Source organism: Janthinobacterium sp. TPC_1 (assembly GCF_056037845.1).
On record NZ_CP195157.1, the window covers coordinates 1,633,439 to 1,651,138 of the forward strand.

At 59.7% G+C, this 17,700-nt stretch carries 17 protein-coding genes and 2 pseudogenes; 15 read left to right on the top strand and 4 right to left on the bottom strand.

Translation table 11 applies throughout. The annotated features are described in order from the left end of the window. The first annotated feature begins 12 nt into the window (after window positions 1-12). Together ACQVLG_RS07925 and ACQVLG_RS07930 are read left to right on the top strand one after the other, a co-directional pair. Window positions 13-996: a branched-chain amino acid ABC transporter permease gene (locus tag ACQVLG_RS07925; RefSeq protein WP_474293828.1), complete on the top strand. Its 984-nt coding sequence runs from the start codon at window positions 13-15 to the stop codon at window positions 994-996. 82 nt (window positions 997-1,078) lie between these two features. Then, window positions 1,079-3,139 (top strand): 3-hydroxybutyrate oligomer hydrolase family protein, encoded by a 2,061-nt coding sequence (locus tag ACQVLG_RS07930; protein WP_474295580.1) that lies wholly within the window; start codon window positions 1,079-1,081, stop codon window positions 3,137-3,139. A gap of 46 nt (window positions 3,140-3,185) precedes the next feature. Here ACQVLG_RS07930 and ACQVLG_RS07935 read toward each other — a convergent pair whose 3' ends face one another. The 4 genes from ACQVLG_RS07935 to sugE all read right to left on the bottom strand — a co-directional run bounded on the left by ACQVLG_RS07935 (window position 3,186) and on the right by sugE (window position 5,956). Then, window positions 3,186-3,977 (bottom strand): EAL domain-containing protein, encoded by a 792-nt coding sequence (locus ACQVLG_RS07935; protein WP_474293830.1) that lies wholly within the window; start codon window positions 3,975-3,977, stop codon window positions 3,186-3,188. A gap of 44 nt (window positions 3,978-4,021) precedes the next feature. Then, window positions 4,022-5,179, bottom strand: coding sequence for an iron-containing alcohol dehydrogenase (locus ACQVLG_RS07940; protein ID WP_474293832.1), 1,158 nt, complete (start codon window positions 5,177-5,179; stop codon window positions 4,022-4,024). Window positions 5,180-5,264: 85 nt separating this feature from the next. Next, window positions 5,265-5,624, bottom strand: coding sequence for an NADH-quinone oxidoreductase subunit A (locus ACQVLG_RS07945; protein WP_474293834.1), 360 nt, complete (start codon window positions 5,622-5,624; stop codon window positions 5,265-5,267). An 11-nt stretch (window positions 5,625-5,635) separates the two neighbouring features. After that, on the bottom strand, window positions 5,636-5,956 hold the full coding sequence (sugE, locus tag ACQVLG_RS07950; protein ID WP_474293836.1) for a quaternary ammonium compound efflux SMR transporter SugE: 321 nt from the start codon (window positions 5,954-5,956) through the stop codon (window positions 5,636-5,638). A 328-nt stretch (window positions 5,957-6,284) separates the two neighbouring features. On the opposite strand from sugE, the pseudogene mnmG reads away from it, so the two are divergent. The 13 genes and pseudogenes from mnmG to atpD form a co-directional block, all read left to right on the top strand. After that, window positions 6,285-7,420: pseudogene (mnmG, locus tag ACQVLG_RS07955) on the top strand (tRNA uridine-5-carboxymethylaminomethyl(34) synthesis enzyme MnmG); the annotation flags it as partial. A 201-nt stretch (window positions 7,421-7,621) separates the two neighbouring features. Continuing rightward, a pseudogene (locus ACQVLG_RS07960) lies at window positions 7,622-8,223 on the top strand (hypothetical protein). Further along, window positions 8,220-8,864, top strand: coding sequence for a 16S rRNA (guanine(527)-N(7))-methyltransferase RsmG (gene rsmG, locus ACQVLG_RS07965; protein ID WP_474293838.1), 645 nt, complete (start codon window positions 8,220-8,222; stop codon window positions 8,862-8,864). Before ACQVLG_RS07960 ends, rsmG begins: the two are co-directional and overlap by 4 nt. A gap of 167 nt (window positions 8,865-9,031) precedes the next feature. Further along, window positions 9,032-9,802 carry a ParA family protein gene (locus ACQVLG_RS07970; RefSeq protein ID WP_046681849.1) on the top strand — a complete coding sequence of 257 codons (771 nt, stop codon included), beginning with the start codon at window positions 9,032-9,034 and terminating at the stop codon, window positions 9,800-9,802. 64 nt (window positions 9,803-9,866) lie between these two features. Continuing rightward, entirely contained in the window at window positions 9,867-10,751 is an 885-nt protein-coding gene (locus tag ACQVLG_RS07975) for a ParB/RepB/Spo0J family partition protein (RefSeq protein ID WP_474293840.1), read from the top strand. Window positions 10,752-11,020: 269 nt separating this feature from the next. Continuing rightward, entirely contained in the window at window positions 11,021-11,389 is a 369-nt protein-coding gene (locus tag ACQVLG_RS07980) for an ATP synthase subunit I (protein WP_230540115.1), read from the top strand. 51 nt (window positions 11,390-11,440) lie between these two features. Next, window positions 11,441-12,250, top strand: a complete 810-nt coding sequence (gene atpB / locus ACQVLG_RS07985; RefSeq protein WP_046681851.1) for a F0F1 ATP synthase subunit A — start codon at window positions 11,441-11,443, stop codon at window positions 12,248-12,250. Between the two features lie 59 nt (window positions 12,251-12,309). Continuing rightward, on the top strand, window positions 12,310-12,588 hold the full coding sequence (gene atpE / locus ACQVLG_RS07990) for a F0F1 ATP synthase subunit C (RefSeq protein WP_034752695.1): 279 nt from the start codon (window positions 12,310-12,312) through the stop codon (window positions 12,586-12,588). A 45-nt stretch (window positions 12,589-12,633) separates the two neighbouring features. Then, a complete protein-coding gene (locus ACQVLG_RS07995) occupies window positions 12,634-13,104 on the top strand; it encodes a F0F1 ATP synthase subunit B (protein WP_071325906.1) in 471 nt (156 codons plus the stop codon). Window positions 13,105-13,106: 2 nt separating this feature from the next. Then, window positions 13,107-13,652, top strand: coding sequence for a F0F1 ATP synthase subunit delta (locus ACQVLG_RS08000; RefSeq protein ID WP_076564768.1), 546 nt, complete (start codon window positions 13,107-13,109; stop codon window positions 13,650-13,652). A gap of 78 nt (window positions 13,653-13,730) precedes the next feature. After that, window positions 13,731-15,272: a F0F1 ATP synthase subunit alpha gene (gene atpA / locus ACQVLG_RS08005; RefSeq protein ID WP_034752701.1), complete on the top strand. Its 1,542-nt coding sequence runs from the start codon at window positions 13,731-13,733 to the stop codon at window positions 15,270-15,272. A gap of 62 nt (window positions 15,273-15,334) precedes the next feature. After that, complete coding sequence (gene atpG / locus ACQVLG_RS08010) at window positions 15,335-16,210, top strand: F0F1 ATP synthase subunit gamma (protein WP_034783836.1); 876 nt, start codon at window positions 15,335-15,337, stop codon at window positions 16,208-16,210. 29 nt (window positions 16,211-16,239) lie between these two features. Next, complete coding sequence (atpD, locus tag ACQVLG_RS08015) at window positions 16,240-17,640, top strand: F0F1 ATP synthase subunit beta (RefSeq protein ID WP_034752705.1); 1,401 nt, start codon at window positions 16,240-16,242, stop codon at window positions 17,638-17,640. The last annotated feature ends 60 nt before the right edge of the window (window positions 17,641-17,700 follow it).

Here is a 17,700-nt window from a genome sequence, read left to right on the forward strand (position 1 = left end):
GGAGCTACCACGATGAATAAGAATGTAGGCTACGCCATTGCCCTGCTGCTGGCACTGGCGGCCCCGTTTTACGGCTATCCCGTCTTCCTGATGAAGTTGCTGTGCTTTGCCCTGTTTGCCTGTGCTTTTAATTTGCTGATCGGCTACACCGGTTTGCTGTCGTTCGGCCATGCGGCCTTCTTCGGCGGCGCCGGCTATGTCACCGGCTACGCGCTGCGCACCTGGGGCTGGCCGACGGAACTGGGCTTGCTGGCCGGCGTCGCCACGGGCGCCTTGCTGGGTCTGGTGATCGGCGGGCTGGCGATCCGCCGCCAGGGCATCTACTTTACGATGATCACGCTGGCGCTGGCGCAGATGGTGTACTTCCTGGCCTTGCGTTTGCCGTTCACGGGCGGCGAGGATGGCTTGCAGGGTGTTCCACGTGGAACCTTGCTGGGCACGATAGACCTGGGCAATGACACGGTGTTGTACTACGTCGTGCTGGCCATTTTTGTCGCCGGCTTCGCCCTGATCGTGCGCACCATCCATTCGCCGTTCGGCCAGGTGCTCAAGGCGATCAAGGAAAACGAACCGCGCGCCATCTCGCTGGGCTACGACGTCAACAACAAGTACAAGCTGATGGCCATCGTCCTGTCGGCTTCGCTCGCCGCCCTGGCCGGCGCCACCAAGACCCTGGTGCTGGGCTTTGAGACCTTGACCGACGTGTACTGGGGCATGTCGGGCCTGGTCGTGCTGATGACCCTGGTGGGCGGCATGGGTACCTTGTCCGGCCCCATCCTCGGCGCCGTGCTGATCATCGCGCTGGAAAACAAGCTGGGCGATGTCGGCACCTACCTGGCCACGCACACGGGCATCGAGTGGTTCGGCACCCTGGGCGAATCGGTGGGCATGGTCACGGGCGTGATCTTCGTCATCTGCGTGCTGCTGTTCCGGCGCGGCATCGTCGGCGAAGCCATCGCGCGCTTCGGCGGCAGGGCGGCCAAAGCAGCTGTCTGATTTTCAAGCAACGCCGGACGGATCGTCCGGCGTTTTTCATTGTGCGTCCACTGTTACTTCAACGGAGAGAACCACCATGCAAATGACGATCACGCGCGCGGGCACCGGCATGAGCCTGTGCACCCTGCTGGCATTGGCAGGCTGCGGCAGCAACCATGCGCCGGAAGAACTGAACCAGATGCCCGGCTACCTAGGGACGATTGCGCGCGCCGACTACGACGGCAAGACGAACGATTTGCTGACGGCCGGCCTGGGCAAGACGGGGCTGGCGGGCGCCACGCCCTTGTATGCGAATGCCGAACAGCCGACGCCGGTCGAACTGCGCCGCAATGCGATTTACGCCAACTACCGCGCCGTGCTCGACATCGCCGCCAACAGCGGCTATGGCACCCTGTACGGACCGAACGTGGATGCCGCCGGCAACGTGGGCAGTGGCGAGGGCCTGGTCGCGGGCAGCGAATACATCGCCTATGCCGACGATGGCACGGGCAAGAAGAATGTCACCTTGATGGTGCAGGTGCCGGCCAGCTTCGACCCGGATCGTGCCTGCATCGTCACGGGCACGTCGAGCGGTTCGCGCGGCATCTACGGCGCCATCGGCAGCTCGGGCGAATGGGGCCTGAAAAAAGGTTGCGCCGTGGCGTATGCCGACAAGGGTTCCGGCACGGGCCTGTATGTGTTCGAGGACGACAGCGTCAACCTGCAGAATGGCGTGCGCGCGGGAAGAGTCGCCGCGGGCAAGAACGCGCTCTTCGCGCTGGACTTGAGCGATGCCGACCGGCTGGCCTGGGCTGGCGCCTACCCGAACCGCGTCGCCTTCAAGCATGCGCACTCGCAGCAGAACCCGGAGAAGGACTGGGGCAAGGTCACCTTGCAGGCGGTCGAGATGGCGTATTACGTCTTGAATGAACGCTACGGTGTGCTGGCCCGCGATGGCAGTTCGCGCATCGTACGGCTGACGCCGAAAAACACCATCACGATCGCCTCGAGCATTTCCAACGGCGCCGGTTCGGCCCTGCTGGCGGCGGAACAGGATAGCAAGGGCTTGATCAGCGGCGTGGCGGCCAGCGAGCCGCAAGTGCAGCCGCAGCCGTCCACGGCTTACAGCGTGCGCCAGGGCGGGGCTGTGGTGGCCAATCCCGGCCGCGCGCTGTTCGACTACGCCACCTATGCCGCCCTGTATCAGCCGTGCATCGCTTCCGCGGCCGGCAATGCGGGACGCTGCACGGCGCTCGTGGCCAAGGGCTTATTGAACGGCGCCGACCTGGCGGCGCAGCAGGCGGACGCGAAGCAGCGCTTGCGCGCGTATGGCTGGTTAGTGGACTCCGATCCGCTGCAGGCGGCGCACGCGGGCACGAACATCCTGGTGGCCGTCACGTACGCGTATGCCTACGGAAAATTCTCCGTGACCGATAAAGTGTGCGGTTTCACGTTTGCGCAGACGGATGGCAGCGGCAATCCGATCGCGTTTACCTCGGCGCAAAAGGCGGCCAGCTTTGCCGCGCAAAACGGCATCCCCGGCAATGTTGTGTATGAGAACAGCGTGGGCGGCGCCAAAGTCTACACGGCCGGCGTGTCGCCTTCGACCAGCCTGGCGGACCAGTCGCTCGATGGCTTCCTGTGCCTGCGCAGTCTGGCGACGGGGCGCGACGCCGTCAGCGGCGCCAGTTTGCAGGGCACCCTGGCGGGGCAAAGCGTGCGCGTGCGTGCCGGCATGGCTGAGGTGCAGGCAACTGGCAAGCTCAATGGCAAGCCGGCCCTCATCGTGCACGGCCGCAGCGATACGCTGATTCCCGTCAACCACGCTGCGCGCGCCTACCTGGGCCTGAACGCCGCCGTGGAAGGGGGCAATAGCAAGTTGCGTTATATCGAGGTGACCAACGCCAACCACTTCGATTCCTTCAGCAGCGCCTTGCCGACCCTGATCGTACCGCTGCACGTGTACCTGAACCGGGCACTCGACGCCATGTATGCGCACTTGAACGCCAAGCAAGCCTTGCCGCCATCGCAGGTGGTGCGCACGGTGACGCGCGCCGATGCGTCGACCCTGATCACGAATGTCAACGTGCCGGCGATTGCGGCAACGCCGGCGCCCGGCAATGCCATCAGCGTGACGGGGACTGTCGTCGATATTCCCAACTAGGCAGTATCATTTGTGGAACCTGCGGCCACGTTTCACGTGGCCGTTTTTATTCCCAGGCCATATCGGCGATATGGCCCAATCCCTGGAAGATGGGCTTGGAAAACCAGTAGCCCTGCATCAGTGAAATGCCGCAGCCGGCCAGGAAGTCGCGCTCGGCGCGTGTCTCGATGCCCTCGGCCAGCACGCGGATGCCGAGCTCGCGGCACAGGCCAGCGATGGCGCGCACGATCGCCTGGCGCGGCGCCAGCGTATCGATGCCGCGCACCAGGTCCATGTCGATCTTGATGATGTCGGGCTGGTATTCGGCCAGCAGGTTCAAGCCCGCATGGCCGGCGCCGAAATCATCGATGGCCGTCTGAAAACCGAAGCGCCGGTAGGCGCGGAAGATCTCGACCAGGTGGGGACGGTCCTGCACCCGTTCGCCTTCCGTCACTTCAAAGATGATTTTATCGGTAGGGAAGCGATGCAGTTTTGCCGCTTCCAGGGTGCTGCGGATGCACACTTCCGGGCGGTAGACGGCGTTGGGCAGGAAGTTGATTGACAGGAAGCCTTGCATGCCGAGGCGCGCTGCGCCGGCCACGGCCTTGACGCGGCACGCCTGGTCGAAGCGGTAGCGGTTGGCGTCGTTGACTTGCGCCAGCACGCTGGCCGCGCTTTCGCCGTTCGGGCCACGCACCAGTGCCTCGTGCGCATAGATGCTGCGCGTGTCCAGGTCGACGATGGGCTGATAGGCATACTCGAAGGCAAACGGCAGCGGCGCGCTGTCGTGGCAGCCCGCACAGGCGCCATGCGGAAAGCTGGTTGGGTTAACGTGAATGGCGATATCGGGAGGCGTCATGGCGTCAGTGTAGCAGGGCGGGTTGGCAGATTCCGTCTGCTGGCTCACAGTGCGGCAGCATAGATGGCGCGCGCATCGGCGCGCGTGACGGGCCGGGGATTGTTGCCCAGCAAGCGCGTCTGCAGCATGGCTTCATCGGCCAGCCTGTCCAGGTCTCCGGCTGCGATGCCCACCTCGCGCAAGGTGCGCGCGATGCCCGTGGCCTGGGCAATCTCCTGCATGGCGTTGATCAGGGCCACGGCCCGCGCTTCCTCGCTGCCGGTGATGCCTGGTTGCAAGACGGCAGCCAGTTGCGCATACAGGGGTGCCGCATGGGACAAATTAAAACGCAGCACGTGCGGCAGCACCAGCGCATTCGACAGGCCATGTGGCACGTGGAACAGGCCGCCGATCGGATAGGCGAGCGCGTGCACGGCGGCCACGGGCGCATTGGCAAATGCCTGGCCAGCCAGCATGGCACCGAGCAGCATTGCCTGGCGGGCCGGCAAGTTGGCGCCATCGTGGCAGGCGGTGACGAGATTCGCGTGCAGCAGCGACAGCGCCTGGGTGGCCAGCATGTCGGACAGAGGATTTTTCAGCAGGCGGCTGGTGTACGCTTCGATCGCATGCACCATGGCGTCGATGCCGGTGGCGGCCGTCACTGCGGGCGGCAAGCCCAGGGTCAGGCTGGCGTCGAGGATGGCCAGGTCCGCATACAGTTGCGGCGCGACCACGCCCATCTTGCTGGTGGCGCCCGTGGTGACGATGGCGATATGCGTCACTTCCGAGCCCGTGCCCGCCGTCGTCGGCAATTGCACCAGGGGCAGGCGCTGGCCGTGGACATTGCCGATGCCATACAGTTGCGCCAGTTCCTGGCGGCCCGGTGCCAGCACGGCGATCAGCTTGGCCACGTCCAGCGAACTGCCGCCCCCGAGGCCGATAATCAGTTCCACGTGAAACATCTGGGCTTGGGCCACGCCAGCCAGCACGACGGCTTCGGGCGGATCGGCTTGCACATCGGAAAAGACATGCGCCTCGATGCCCGTCGCTTGCAAACTGTGCAGCGAGGCATCGGCCAGGCCCGTGCGCAAAAAACCCGCGTCGGTGACGAGCAGGGCGCGGCGCACGGTGGGGAAGTGATGGGCGATATGCGCGCCCAGTTGGGCGGCGGCGCCTGGTTCAACGATCAGATGCGGCACGGTGCGAAACTGGAAGGCGGGCATGCGTACTCCTGACAGGAAGGACAGAAGCCCAGCTTACTCCGCTTTTCGCCCCCGTGCCTGTTTCACGTGGAACCAGAAGCGGCGCTTACTCCCACTCCAGCGCGCCGCGTTTCCATTCATACGCCAGGCCGATGGCCAGCACGCCGAGAAACCCCATGACGGCCCAGAATCCGGCTAGTCCCAGTGCATTGACGTTGGCCGCCCACGGCATCAGGAAGATCACCTCGATATCGAACAGAATGAACAGGATGGCGACCAGGTAGAAGCGGATGTCGAACTTCATGCGCGCATCGCCGAACGCTTCGAAGCCGCATTCATACGGGGACAGTTTTTGCGGATCGGGCTTGTGCGGACCGAGTACGCGTCCCAGCAGCATGGGCACGATGCCGACGAGGATGCCGATCAGAATGAACAGCAGGACGGGAAAATAGTTTTCGAGGAGCATGGGGATTCCTCTCAGTGGCTGGACGACAGTTTCATCAGCACGATGCCGCACACGATAAGGACGGCGGCGCATACGCGCATGGTGTTGACTTGCTCGCCCAGAAAGACGATGCCGACGATGAAGGCGCCGACGGCGCCGATGCCCGTCCAGATCGTGTAGGCCGTGCCCAGGGGCAGGGTGCGCATGGCCAGCGACAGCAAGCCGAAGCTGGCGATCATCATGACGACGGTGACAACGGAGGGAGTGATTTTGGTGAAACCCTCGGAGAGTTTCATCGAATATGCCCACACGACTTCAAGCATGCCGGCAATGAGTAACAGTATCCAGGCCATGGCGGCTCCTTATACAGAGCGGGCCGTCCCGGTGTGTTCCCATGATGGGGGAGGCCGTCCTCCTGGATGATCGTCGCAATAGTCACTGGCGTGACCATGGATGCGGACGATGCGGCAATTGTAGCAAACATTGGCGGCCGCCGCAGCCCCCTCGCGGACCCTGTCCAGGCACCGCTGCGTGTTCCACGTGAAACAAAAATCGCCGTTGACTTGCCCTTGCTGAGTAAAAATTAAGCAAAAATTGGCCCGTGGAAGGTTGCGCTTGCAAAAAGACTCTATAATCGGAGCTCTCTTCCCGCATTTTTACTTGCACTGTTACCTATTTATCATGTTATTTCCTACAGAATTCGACGTCATCGTTGTCGGTGGTGGTCACGCCGGTACCGAGGCGGCCCTCGCTTCCGCCCGCATGGGGCAGAAGACGCTATTGCTCACGCATAATATTGAGACACTGGGCCAGATGTCGTGCAACCCTTCCATCGGCGGCATCGGCAAGGGCCACCTGGTCAAGGAGGTCGATGCCATGGGCGGCGCGATGGCGATTGCCACCGACGAGTCCGGCATTCAGTTTCGCATCCTGAATTCCTCGAAAGGCCCGGCAGTGCGCGCCACGCGCGCCCAGGCCGACCGTATTTTGTACAAGGCCGCCATCCGTACACGGCTGGAAAACCAAACCAACCTGTGGCTGTTCCAGCAAGCGGTCGACGACTTGATCGTCGAAGGCGACCGGGTCGTCGGCGCCGTGACGCAGATCGGCTTGAAGTTTCTCGCGCGTGCCGTGGTGCTGACGGCCGGTACTTTCCTCGACGGCAAGATCCACGTGGGCCTGAATAATTACTCGGCCGGCCGCGCCGGCGATCCGCCCGCCATCTCCCTGTCCGCCCGCCTGAAAGAACTGAAACTGCCGCAAGGCCGCCTGAAAACGGGCACGCCGCCGCGCATCGATGGCCGCACGATCGACTTTTCCGTGATGCAAGAACAGCCGGGCGACCTCGATCCCGTGCCCGTGTTTTCCGTCATGGGCAACACGGCCATGCACCCGCGCCAGGTGCCGTGCTGGGTCACGCACACGAATAGCCAGACGCACGACATCATCCGCGCCGGCCTGGATCGCAGCCCCATGTATACGGGCGTCATCGAAGGCGTGGGCCCGCGTTACGCCCCTCGATCGAAGACAAGATCCACCGTTTCTCGGGCAAGGAATCGCACCAGATCTTCCTCGAGCCGGAAGGCTTGACGACGCACGAGTTCTATCCGAACGGCATCTCCACCAGCCTGCCGTTCGACGTGCAGATCGCCCTGGTGCAATCGATGAAGGGCATGGAAAACGCCCACATCCTGCGCCCCGGCTACGCCATCGAATACGACTATTTCGACCCGCGCGGCTTGAAGGCCTCGCTGGAAACGAAGGCCGTCGCCGGCCTGTTCTTCGCCGGCCAGATCAACGGCACCACGGGCTACGAGGAAGCGGCCGCGCAAGGCATGCTGGCGGGCCTGAATGCGGCCTTGCTGACGCAGGACAAGGAAGCCTGGGTACCGGGGCGCTCCGAGGCGTATCTGGGCGTGCTGGTCGACGATCTGATCACGCAGGGCGTGCAGGAACCGTACCGCATGTTCACCAGCCGCGCCGAGTACCGTTTGAGCCTGCGCGAAGACAATGCCGACATGCGCCTGACGGAAATCGGCCGCGCCCTGGGCTGCGTCGGCGACGCCCAGTGGCAGGCGTTCGAGACCAAGCGCGAAGCCGTGGCGCGCGAGCTCGAGCGCCTGCGTTCCACGTGGGTCAACCCGCGCATCCTGGCGGCGGCCGAATCGGAACGCATCGTCGGCCAGGCCCTCGAACGCGAGTACTCGCTGGCGGACTTGCTGCGCCGTCCGAACGTCGCCTACGATACCCTGATGAGCATGACGGGCATCGAAGGCCAGGCCCTGGCCGGCCCGGGCGTGGAAGACCCCGCCGTGCGCGAACAGGTGGAAATCCAGCTCAAATATGCGGGCTACATCGAGCGCCAGAGCAAGGAAATCGAGCGCCACGAACACTATGAAAACCTGGCCTTGCCGGAAGGTTTCAATTACCTGGATATCGGCGCGCTGTCGGTCGAAGTGCGGCAAAAACTCGACAAGCAGCGCCCGGAAACCCTGGGCCAGGCCTCGCGCATTTTTCCGGCGTGACGCCGGCGGCGATTTCGCTGCTGCTCGTGCACCTGAAAAAGCGCGGCTTTGGCGCCGCGCAGACCACCACTTTAAAGGACGAGGTTGTTGAATGAAGCAGTTTGACCGGGCCGCATTGGCCCAGATTTTGGATGAAGGCGTCGCCGCGCTGGGGCTGGACCTGAGCGCGGATCAGACGGAAAAACTGCTCGATTACCTGGCCTTGCTGGCCAAATGGAACAGCGTGTACAACCTGACGTCGGTGCGCGATCCGATGCAGATGCTGACCCTGCACGTGCTCGACTCGCTGGCCGCCGTGCCGGCGTTCGCGGAGGCAAAGAATGTGCTCGATGTGGGCGCCGGCGGCGGCTTGCCGGGCATGGTTCTGGCCATCGCGCGGCCCGACGTGAAGGTGTCGATGATCGACACCGTGCATAAAAAGACGGCATTTTTGACGCAAGTGAAGGCGGAACTGGGCCTGGCCAACGTTACCGTGTACACGAAACGCGTGGAACAGCTGGAAGTGGCGCAGAAATTTGACGTGATCACCTCGCGCGCCTTTGCCGACCTGTCCGACTTCGTCAACTGGTCGCACCACGTGCTGGCCGAGGGCGGGCAATTCATCGCCTTGAAAGGGGTGGCACCGCCAGACGAGAGAGAGAGACTGCCGGCAGACTGGAAAGTGACGGAATTACGGGCAATCCAGGTGCCAGGGCTAAATGCAGAGCGTCATCTGGTCTTTATAGCAAGAATTTAAAGGCCACGGAATTAACGGTATAAATAATATAAACAGTTTATGCGGTATAAATAATATAAACCATATAAACGATTTATATCGTATAAATGAAATAAATAGTATAAATCGTTTCGGTCAGATGCCGGGGCGCACGATGAAGTTTGCATCTCTTTACAACTAGAAGATACATGGCCAAAATTTTTTGTGTAGCAAATCAAAAGGGTGGTGTTGGTAAAACCACAACAAGCGTCAACCTCTCCGCCGGTCTGGCCAAGTTGAACCAGCGCGTGCTGCTGGTCGACCTCGACCCGCAAGGCAATGCGACCATGGGCGCCGGCATCAACAAGGCCGGCTTGAAGGCGTCCACCTATGAAGTCATGCTGGGCGAGTCCGATGTCAAAACGGCACGCCAGCGTTCGGAAGCGGGTCGCTTCGATGTCTTGCCGTCGAACCGCGAACTGGCCGGCGCCGAAGTGGAGATGGTCGAACTCGACAACCGCGAACGCCGCCTGAAGGATGCGCTGGCCGAAGTCGACAGTGAATATGACTTCATCCTGGTGGATTGCCCACCAGCATTGTCGATGCTGACCCTGAACGGCCTGTGCGCCGCGCATGGCGTGATTATCCCGATGCAGTGCGAGTACTACGCGCTGGAAGGCTTGTCCGACCTGGTCAACACCATCAAGAAGGTGCATGCGAACCTGAACCCGGATTTGAAGATCATCGGCCTGTTGCGCGTGATGTTCGATCCGCGCATGACATTATCGCAACAAGTGTCGGCCCAGTTGGAGCAGCATTTCGGCGACAAGGTCTTCAATACCATTATCCCGCGCAACGTGCGCCTGGCCGAAGCGCCGTCGTACGGCTTGCCCGGCGTGACCTTCGACCCCAGCTCGAAAGGTGCCCAGGCGTATATCGCCTTTGGCGCCGAAATGGTCGAGCGCATCAAACATATGTAAACAAGGGGCGGGCGCCTGCACAATTTGATGTAAGCGCTTACTCTGAAAACACGATTAGGACAGCATGGCTACGAAAAAACTAAAAGGACTGGGTCGCGGACTCGACGCCCTGTTGGGCGGCGGTGGCGATTTTGCCAGCCCGGACACGAATCAACCGTCGAACTTGCCCGTGTCGCAAATGCAAGCAGGCAAATACCAGCCGCGCACGCGCATGGACGAGGGCGCCCTGAATGAACTGGCCGCCTCGATCAAGGCGCAGGGGCTGATGCAGCCGATCCTGGTGCGCCCGATCGGACAGGACACCTTGAGCGGCCTTGTTAAATATGAAATCATCGCCGGCGAACGCCGTTTCCGCGCTTCGCAACTGGCGGGCCTGACCGAAGTGCCGGTGCTGGTGCGCGACGTGGACGACCTGGCTGCGGCCGCCATGGCGCTGATCGAGAACATCCAGCGCGAAGACCTGAACCCGCTGGAAGAGGCGCAAGGCATCCACCGCCTGATCGCCGACTTCAGTTTTACGCATGAGCAAGCGGCCACTGCGCTGGGACGCTCGCGCAGCGCCGTGTCGAACCTGTTGCGTTTGATGAACCTGGCCAGTCCCGTGCAAACCATGCTGATGGCCGGCGATATCGACATGGGCCATGCGCGCGCGCTGCTGGCCGTCGATGCCGCCAGCCAGATTACCCTGGCGAACCAGGTCGTGGCCAAGCGCCTGTCCGTGCGCGAAACGGAAAAGCTCGTCACCCGCACGGTCGAGGAAGCGGCCAACCCGGTCGAGCCGCGGCAAAAGGAAAAGTCCGGCGACATCGCGCGCCTGGAAGAAGAGCTGTCCGATGCGCTGGCCACGCCCGTGGTGTTCAAGATGGGCAATAAAGGCCGTGGCCAATTGGTCATCGATTTTGCCGATCTTGACGTGCTCGATGGTTTGTTGACCCGCTTGCGTGGTTAAATAGCAAGCTGCAAAGACAGGGGGAACGCGGGGTGGACAATCCGGCCATGCTTTCCAGATGCACCACGTGATTCCTTGATAACACGGCTGGAAGCGGCCAGACAAGCGACTTTGCCATATAGTGGTGCAAAAGGCGGCGAATAGTCGGTAAAGCGTCAGTTTCACGCAGCAATTGCCCTGCTGCGGTGCAGCAACGTTTGACTCTATAGAACAAAGCCAACTATAATCCCGTGTCTTTGCGTGTGTAGATTTTTCTGGGAACCTGGCAATTGAGTGATTCACAACAAAATATTGCCAAGCCAGTCTACAAAGTAGTTGCATTGCAGCTAGCAATCGCTATCAGCTTTGCCACAGTCACCCTGTTTTTCGGTGGTAGTGTCAGAGGCTGGTCCGCCGCATACGGCGGTGCTATCGCAGTCATCGGTAGCCTGGTGTATGCCATGCTGGTCGTTCGCGGTTCTAGCGACGCCAACAAGGCATTCCGGGCGCATTTGCGCGCAGAAGTGATGAAAATATTTATCACAGCGGTGCTGTTTATATTGGCACTGGTGTTGTTTCAGTCGGCCGCCTGGTTATGGCTGATCTTGGGTTTCGCGGTGGCAACCTTAGCATACTGGTTTTCATTGCTCGCTGTTTAATCATTGGTTTTGGGGCCTGTTGAGCTCTGAAACGACAAATCTAAATTCATTATGACCACAGAACACGCTATTGAAGCGGGCCATGCTGCCCCGGCCAACGCCACAGAATACATCAGTCACCATCTGGCCCACCTGAGAAGTGCCGACGGCATGATCAATCTGGATACGTTCTGGATTTCGGCCATTCTGGGCTTTGTTTTCCTGGCTGTTTTCTATATGGCGTCGCGCCGCGCGACGGCTGGTGTCCCTGGCAAGTTGCAAAACTTCGTCGAAATGGTCATGGAAATCGTCAATGACACTATTAATGGGGCCTTCCACGCGAAAAGCAAGGTCATCGCGCCGCTGGCCATCACTATTTTTGTGTGGGTCTGGTTGTTGAACGCGATGGACTTCCTGCCGGTTGACCTGTTGCCGAAGATCCTGAGCTGGTTTGGCGTGCATAAGCTGCGCGCCGTGCCGACCGCCGACGTCAACCACACCTTCGCCATGTCGCTGTCGGTGGTGCTGTGCGTGATCGCCTTCTCGATCAAGGCCAAGGGCCTGGGCGGCTGGATCAAGGAACTGTTCACGGCACCATTCCATGCAAGCGGTCTGATCGGCACGATCGCCCTGGCACCCGTCAATTTCCTGCTGCAAATGGTTGAGCTGGTTGCAAAACTGATCTCCCTGTCGCTGCGACTGTTCGGCAATATGTATGCCGGCGAACTGATTTTCATCTTGATCGCGTTGTTGCCTTGGTGGGCACAGTGGGCGTTGGGTGGTCCATGGGCAATTTTCCATATCTTGATTGTAACTTTGCAAGCTTTTGTGTTTATGGCGTTGACGGTTGTGTATCTGAGCCTTGCGGTTGAGAAACATTAATCATTAACTTTATATTTTGTTTTTTTAGTATCTTTCGTTTTTAAATTTAGGAGAATTTTATGCAAGCTCTGATCGCACAAGTACAAAGCATGACCGTTCTGGCAGCAGCAATCATCATCGGCCTGGCCGCAATCGGCACCGCTCTGGGCTTCGCTATCTTGGGTGGCAAATTCCTGGAAGCTTCGGCACGTCAACCAGAACTGATGCCACAACTGCAAACCAAACTGTTCGTTATCGCTGGTCTGCTGGATGCTATCTCGATGATCGGCGTTGGTGTTGCTCTGCTGTACACGTTCGCTAACCCGTTCCTGTCCGCTCTGACGGCTGTTGCTCAGTAATTCGCTCCAACCCTAGGAGAAACTTTTAGTGTTAGGAGCAAAGGTATGGACATCAATATGTCGCTCATCGGCCAGATGATCACCTTCGCGGTGTTGGTCTGGTTCTCGATGAAGTTCGTATTTCCAGCGCTGAACAATGCGCTGGATGAGCGTGCCAAACGAATCGCGGATGGATTGGCTGCGGCCGATCAAGGTCAGGCTTCGATGGCTGTCGCTGAAAAGCGTGCGCAAGAGGCATTGAACAGTGCACGTGAAGAAGCGTCGCAACGCGTTGCTGACGCTGAAAAGCGCGCGCAGCTGGTTGCTGAAGAGATCAAGCAAAATGCACAAGCTGAAGCTGCGCGTATCATTGCGCAAGCCCAGTCGGACGCCGAACAGCAACTGTCGAAAGCACGCGAACAATTGCGCGCTCAGGTGGCTGACCTGGCTGTCAAGGGTGCCGAGCAGATCTTGAAGCGTGAAGTAAACCCAACGGCTCACGCCGAAATGTTGCAGCGTCTTGCTGTCGAGCTGTAATCATGGCAGAACTCGCAACCGTCGCCCGTCCCTACGCGGAAGCTTTGTTCCGCGTAGCCCAAGCTGGTAAGGAGTCAAGCAACCTCGCGGCGTGGTCCGAACTGGTGTCCGAACTGGCACAGATCGGTAGCCACCCCGAGGTACAGGCGTACGCGCGCAATCCGAAAGTCTCGGAAAGCGACGTCGCCGCCACCATCCTGTCGTTGTTGAAATCGCCGCTCAATGAGGAAGTGAAAAACTTCGTCACGATGTTGATCGAAAATGGCCGCATCAGCCTGCTGCCGGAAATCGGCGCGCAATTCCATACGTTGAAAAACAGTGTGGAAGGTGCGGCTGACGCCGAGATCACGAGCGCTTTCGATCTGAGCGAAGGCCAAACGGCCGAGCTGGTCGCAACGCTGGAAAAGAAATTCAGTCGTAAGCTCAACCCTGCCGTCACAGTGGATCCATCGCTGCTCGGCGGCGTGCGCGTGGTTGTTGGCGACCAAGTGCTCGATACCTCGGTGCGCGCCAAGCTGCAGCAACTGCACGCTGCACTGGTGTCGTAAGACACGCGCTTCGGCAGGCCAGCTAAGACAGACCCTTACCCCTCGCGCAAGCTGAGAGAAACACTTTTAGGAGTTAGTATGCAACTCAACCCATCTGAAATCAGCGAGTTGATCAAGAGCCGGATCCAAGGTCTTGACGGCGGCGCTGAAGTGCGTAATCAAGGCACGGTTATTTCCGTCGCCGACGGTATCTGCCGCATCCACGGTTTGTCGGACGTGATGCAAGGCGAGATGCTGGAATTCCCAGGCAACACGTTTGGCCTGGCGATGAATCTGGAACGCGACTCCGTCGGTTCCGTGATTCTGGGTGCCTACGAGCACATCTCCGAAGGCGACACGGTGAAATGCACCGGCCGCATTCTGGAAGTGCCAGTCGGTCCTGAGCTGCTCGGCCGCGTAGTCAACGCGCTGGGCCAGCCGATCGACGGCAAAGGTGCCATCGAAACGAAACTGACGGCCGCGATTGAAAAAATCGCGCCGGGCGTGATCGCCCGTGAATCCGTTTCGCAACCGATGCAAACCGGCCTGAAGTCGATCGATGCGATGGTTCCAGTTGGCCGCGGCCAGCGCGAACTGATCATCGGCGACCGTCAAACCGGCAAGTCGGCTGTGGCGATTGATGCGATCATCAATCAAAAAGGCCAGGGCATGAAATGTATCTACGTCGCGATTGGCCAAAAAGCCTCGTCGATCAAGAACATCGTGCGCTCGCTGGAACAGCACGGCGCGATGGAATACACCATCGTTGTCGCCGCTTCCGCTTCGGAATCGGCCGCCATGCAATACATCTCGCCGTACTCCGGTTGCGCCATGGGCGAATATTTCCGTGACCGCGGTGAAGATGCACTGATCGTCTACGATGATCTGTCCAAACAAGCTGTTGCATACCGTCAAATCTCGCTGCTGCTGCGCCGTCCACCAGGTCGCGAAGCGTACCCAGGCGACGTGTTCTACCTGCACAGCCGCCTGCTGGAACGCGCAGCACGCGTGAATGCCGACTACGTCGAGAAGTTCACCGACGGCGCCGTCAAAGGCAAGACCGGTTCCCTGACGGCTCTGCCGATCATTGAAACGCAAGCTGGCGACGTGTCCGCATTCGTGCCAACCAACGTGATTTCGATTACCGACGGTCAGATCTTCCTGGAAACCTCGCTGTTCAACGCCGGTATCCGTCCTGCGATTAACGCCGGTATTTCCGTATCGCGCGTCGGTGGCGCCGCCCAGACCAAGGTCATCAAAAACCTGTCCGGCGGTATCCGTACCGACTTGGCGCAGTACCGTGAACTGGCCGCGTTTGCGCAGTTCGCTTCGGACCTGGATGAATCGACCCGCAAGCAGCTGGACCGTGGTGCCCGCGTGACGGAATTGCTCAAGCAAGCCCAGTACTCGCCACTGTCGATCTCGCTGATGGCCGTATCGCTGTTCTCGGTGAACAAAGGCTTCATGGACGACGTGCCAGTCAAGCAAGTGCTGTCGTTCGAAGCTGGTGTCCACGCTTACATGAAGACCAAGCAAGCTGCTCTGCTGGCCAAGATCGAAGAAACTAAGCAACTCGACAAAGACAGCGAAGCAACTCTGTCGGCGGCCATTGCTGATTTCAAGAAATCCGGCGCATATTAAGCGGCCAGGCGGCGCCCGCCTCGAGTGAGGCGCCGCCCTACGCGCAGAAGGAGTAAGGACTCATGGCATCAAGCAAAGAGATACGTGGCAAGATCAAAAGCGTAGAGAATACGAAGAAGATCACCAAGGCGATGGAAATGGTTGCCGCATCGAAAATGCGCAAAGCGCAGGACCGTATGCGCGCCGCCCGTCCCTACAGTGACAAGATTCGGAATATCGCCGCCAATCTGGCGACCGCCAATCCGGAATACACGCACCCGTTCCTGGCAGCTGCCCAGGGTACGCAAGCGAAGGCAGTGGGTTTCATCGTTGTCACGACCGACAAGGGTCTGTGCGGCGGCATGAACACCAACATCCTGCGCCAGGTGACGTCGAAGTCGCGCGAGCTGGAAGCAGCTGGCAACCGGGTTGAAGCAGTTGCCATCGGTAACAAGGGTTTGGGTTTTTTGAATCGCATCGGCGTCAAGATCATTGCGCACGCCATTCAAACCGGCGATACGCCCCACCTGGATAAACTGATCGGACCTGTCAAGGTCATGCTCGAAGAGTTCCAGGCAGGCAAGATCGATGCAGTCTACCTGTGCTACACCAAATTCATCAACACGATGAAACAGGAACCAGTCGTGGAGCAGTTGCTGCCCCTGACGGCCGACAAGATGGTCGCCGACAAGGGTGCCCACTCGTGGGATTACATCTACGAGCCGGACGCGCAAAGCGTGATCGACGAATTGCTGGAGCGCTATGTAGAAGCGCTGGTGTACCAGGCAGTCGCGGAGAATCTGGCGTCCGAGCAATCGGCACGGATGGTCGCGATGAAAGCTGCAAGCGACAACGCGGGTAGTGTGATCGGCGAATTGAAGCTGATCTACAACAAGACCCGCCAAGCTGCGATTACCAAAGAACTCTCCGAAATCGTTGCCGGTGCGGCTGCGGTTTAAACGAATTTAACTATATTGAAGGAACGAACATGGCTGATGGCAAAATCGTTCAGTGTATCGGCGCTGTGGTGGACGTTGAGTTTCCCCGCAACGCGATGCCTAAGGTATTTGATGCCTTGAAGATGGCAGGCTCGGAACTGACCCTGGAAGTACAACAGCAGTTGGGCGACGGCATTGTCCGTACCATTGCACTCGGCTCGTCCGATGGCCTGCGTCGCGGCATGATGATTCAAAATACCGGCAAACCTATCATGGTGCCAGTCGGTAAAGCAACCCTGGGTCGCATCATGGACGTGCTGGGCAACCCGATCGACGAATGCGGCCCCGTGTCGCACGAGCAGATCGCGTCGATCCACCGCACCGCTCCTGCATACGACGAACTGTCGCCATCGCAAGAACTGCTGGAAACCGGCATCAAGGTGATCGATCTGGTTTGCCCGTTTGCAAAAGGCGGTAAAGTTGGTCTGTTCGGCGGCGCTGGCGTAGGCAAGACCGTGAACATGATGGAACTGATTAACAACATCGCCAAGGCGCACAGCGGCGTATCCGTGTTCGCCGGCGTCGGTGAGCGTACCCGTGAAGGTAACGACTTCTACCACGAGATGGCTGATGCGAAAGTGGTCGATCTGGAAAATCCAGAGAACTCCAAAGTCGCGATGGTCTACGGTCAGATGAATGAACCGCCAGGTAACCGTCTGCGCGTCGCGCTGACCGGCCTGACGATCGCTGAATCGTTCCGTGATGAAGGCAAGGACGTTCTGTTCTTCGTCGACAACATCTACCGCTTCACGCTGGCCGGTACCGAAGTGTCGGCACTGCTGGGCCGTATGCCGTCGGCTGTGGGTTACCAACCGACCCTGGCGGAAGAAATGGGCCGTCTGCAAGAGCGTATCACGTCGACCAAAACCGGTTCGATCACCTCGATCCAGGCCGTCTACGTTCCAGCCGATGATTACACCGATCCGTCGCCTGCTACCACGTTTGCTCACTTGGATTCGACCGTTGCGCTGTCGCGTGACATCGCTTCCCTGGGTATCTACCCTGCCGTGGACCCGCTGGATTCGACCTCGCGTCAGCTCGATCCGCTGATCGTTGGTCAAGAGCACTATGACACCGCGCGTGCCGTGCAAACGACCCTGCAACGCTACAAGGAATTGCGCGACATTATCGCGATTCTGGGTATGGACGAGCTGGCACCGGAAGACAAACTGCTGGTCGCCCGTGCACGTAAGATGCAGCGTTTCCTGTCGCAGCCTTTCCACGTCGCTGAAGTCTTTACCGGCGCGCCTGGTAAATACGTTTCGCTCAAAGACACGATCAAGGGCTTCAAAATGATCGCTTCGGGCGAACTCGATCACCTGCCGGAACAAGCGTTCTACATGGTCGGCACGATCGAAGAAGCAATCGAAAAAGCCAAGAAACTTAACTAAGTTAAGTCTGGGCCTAACCCCGCCCCTTAGAAGGCGGGGTTCTTCAACCCGATAGGACAC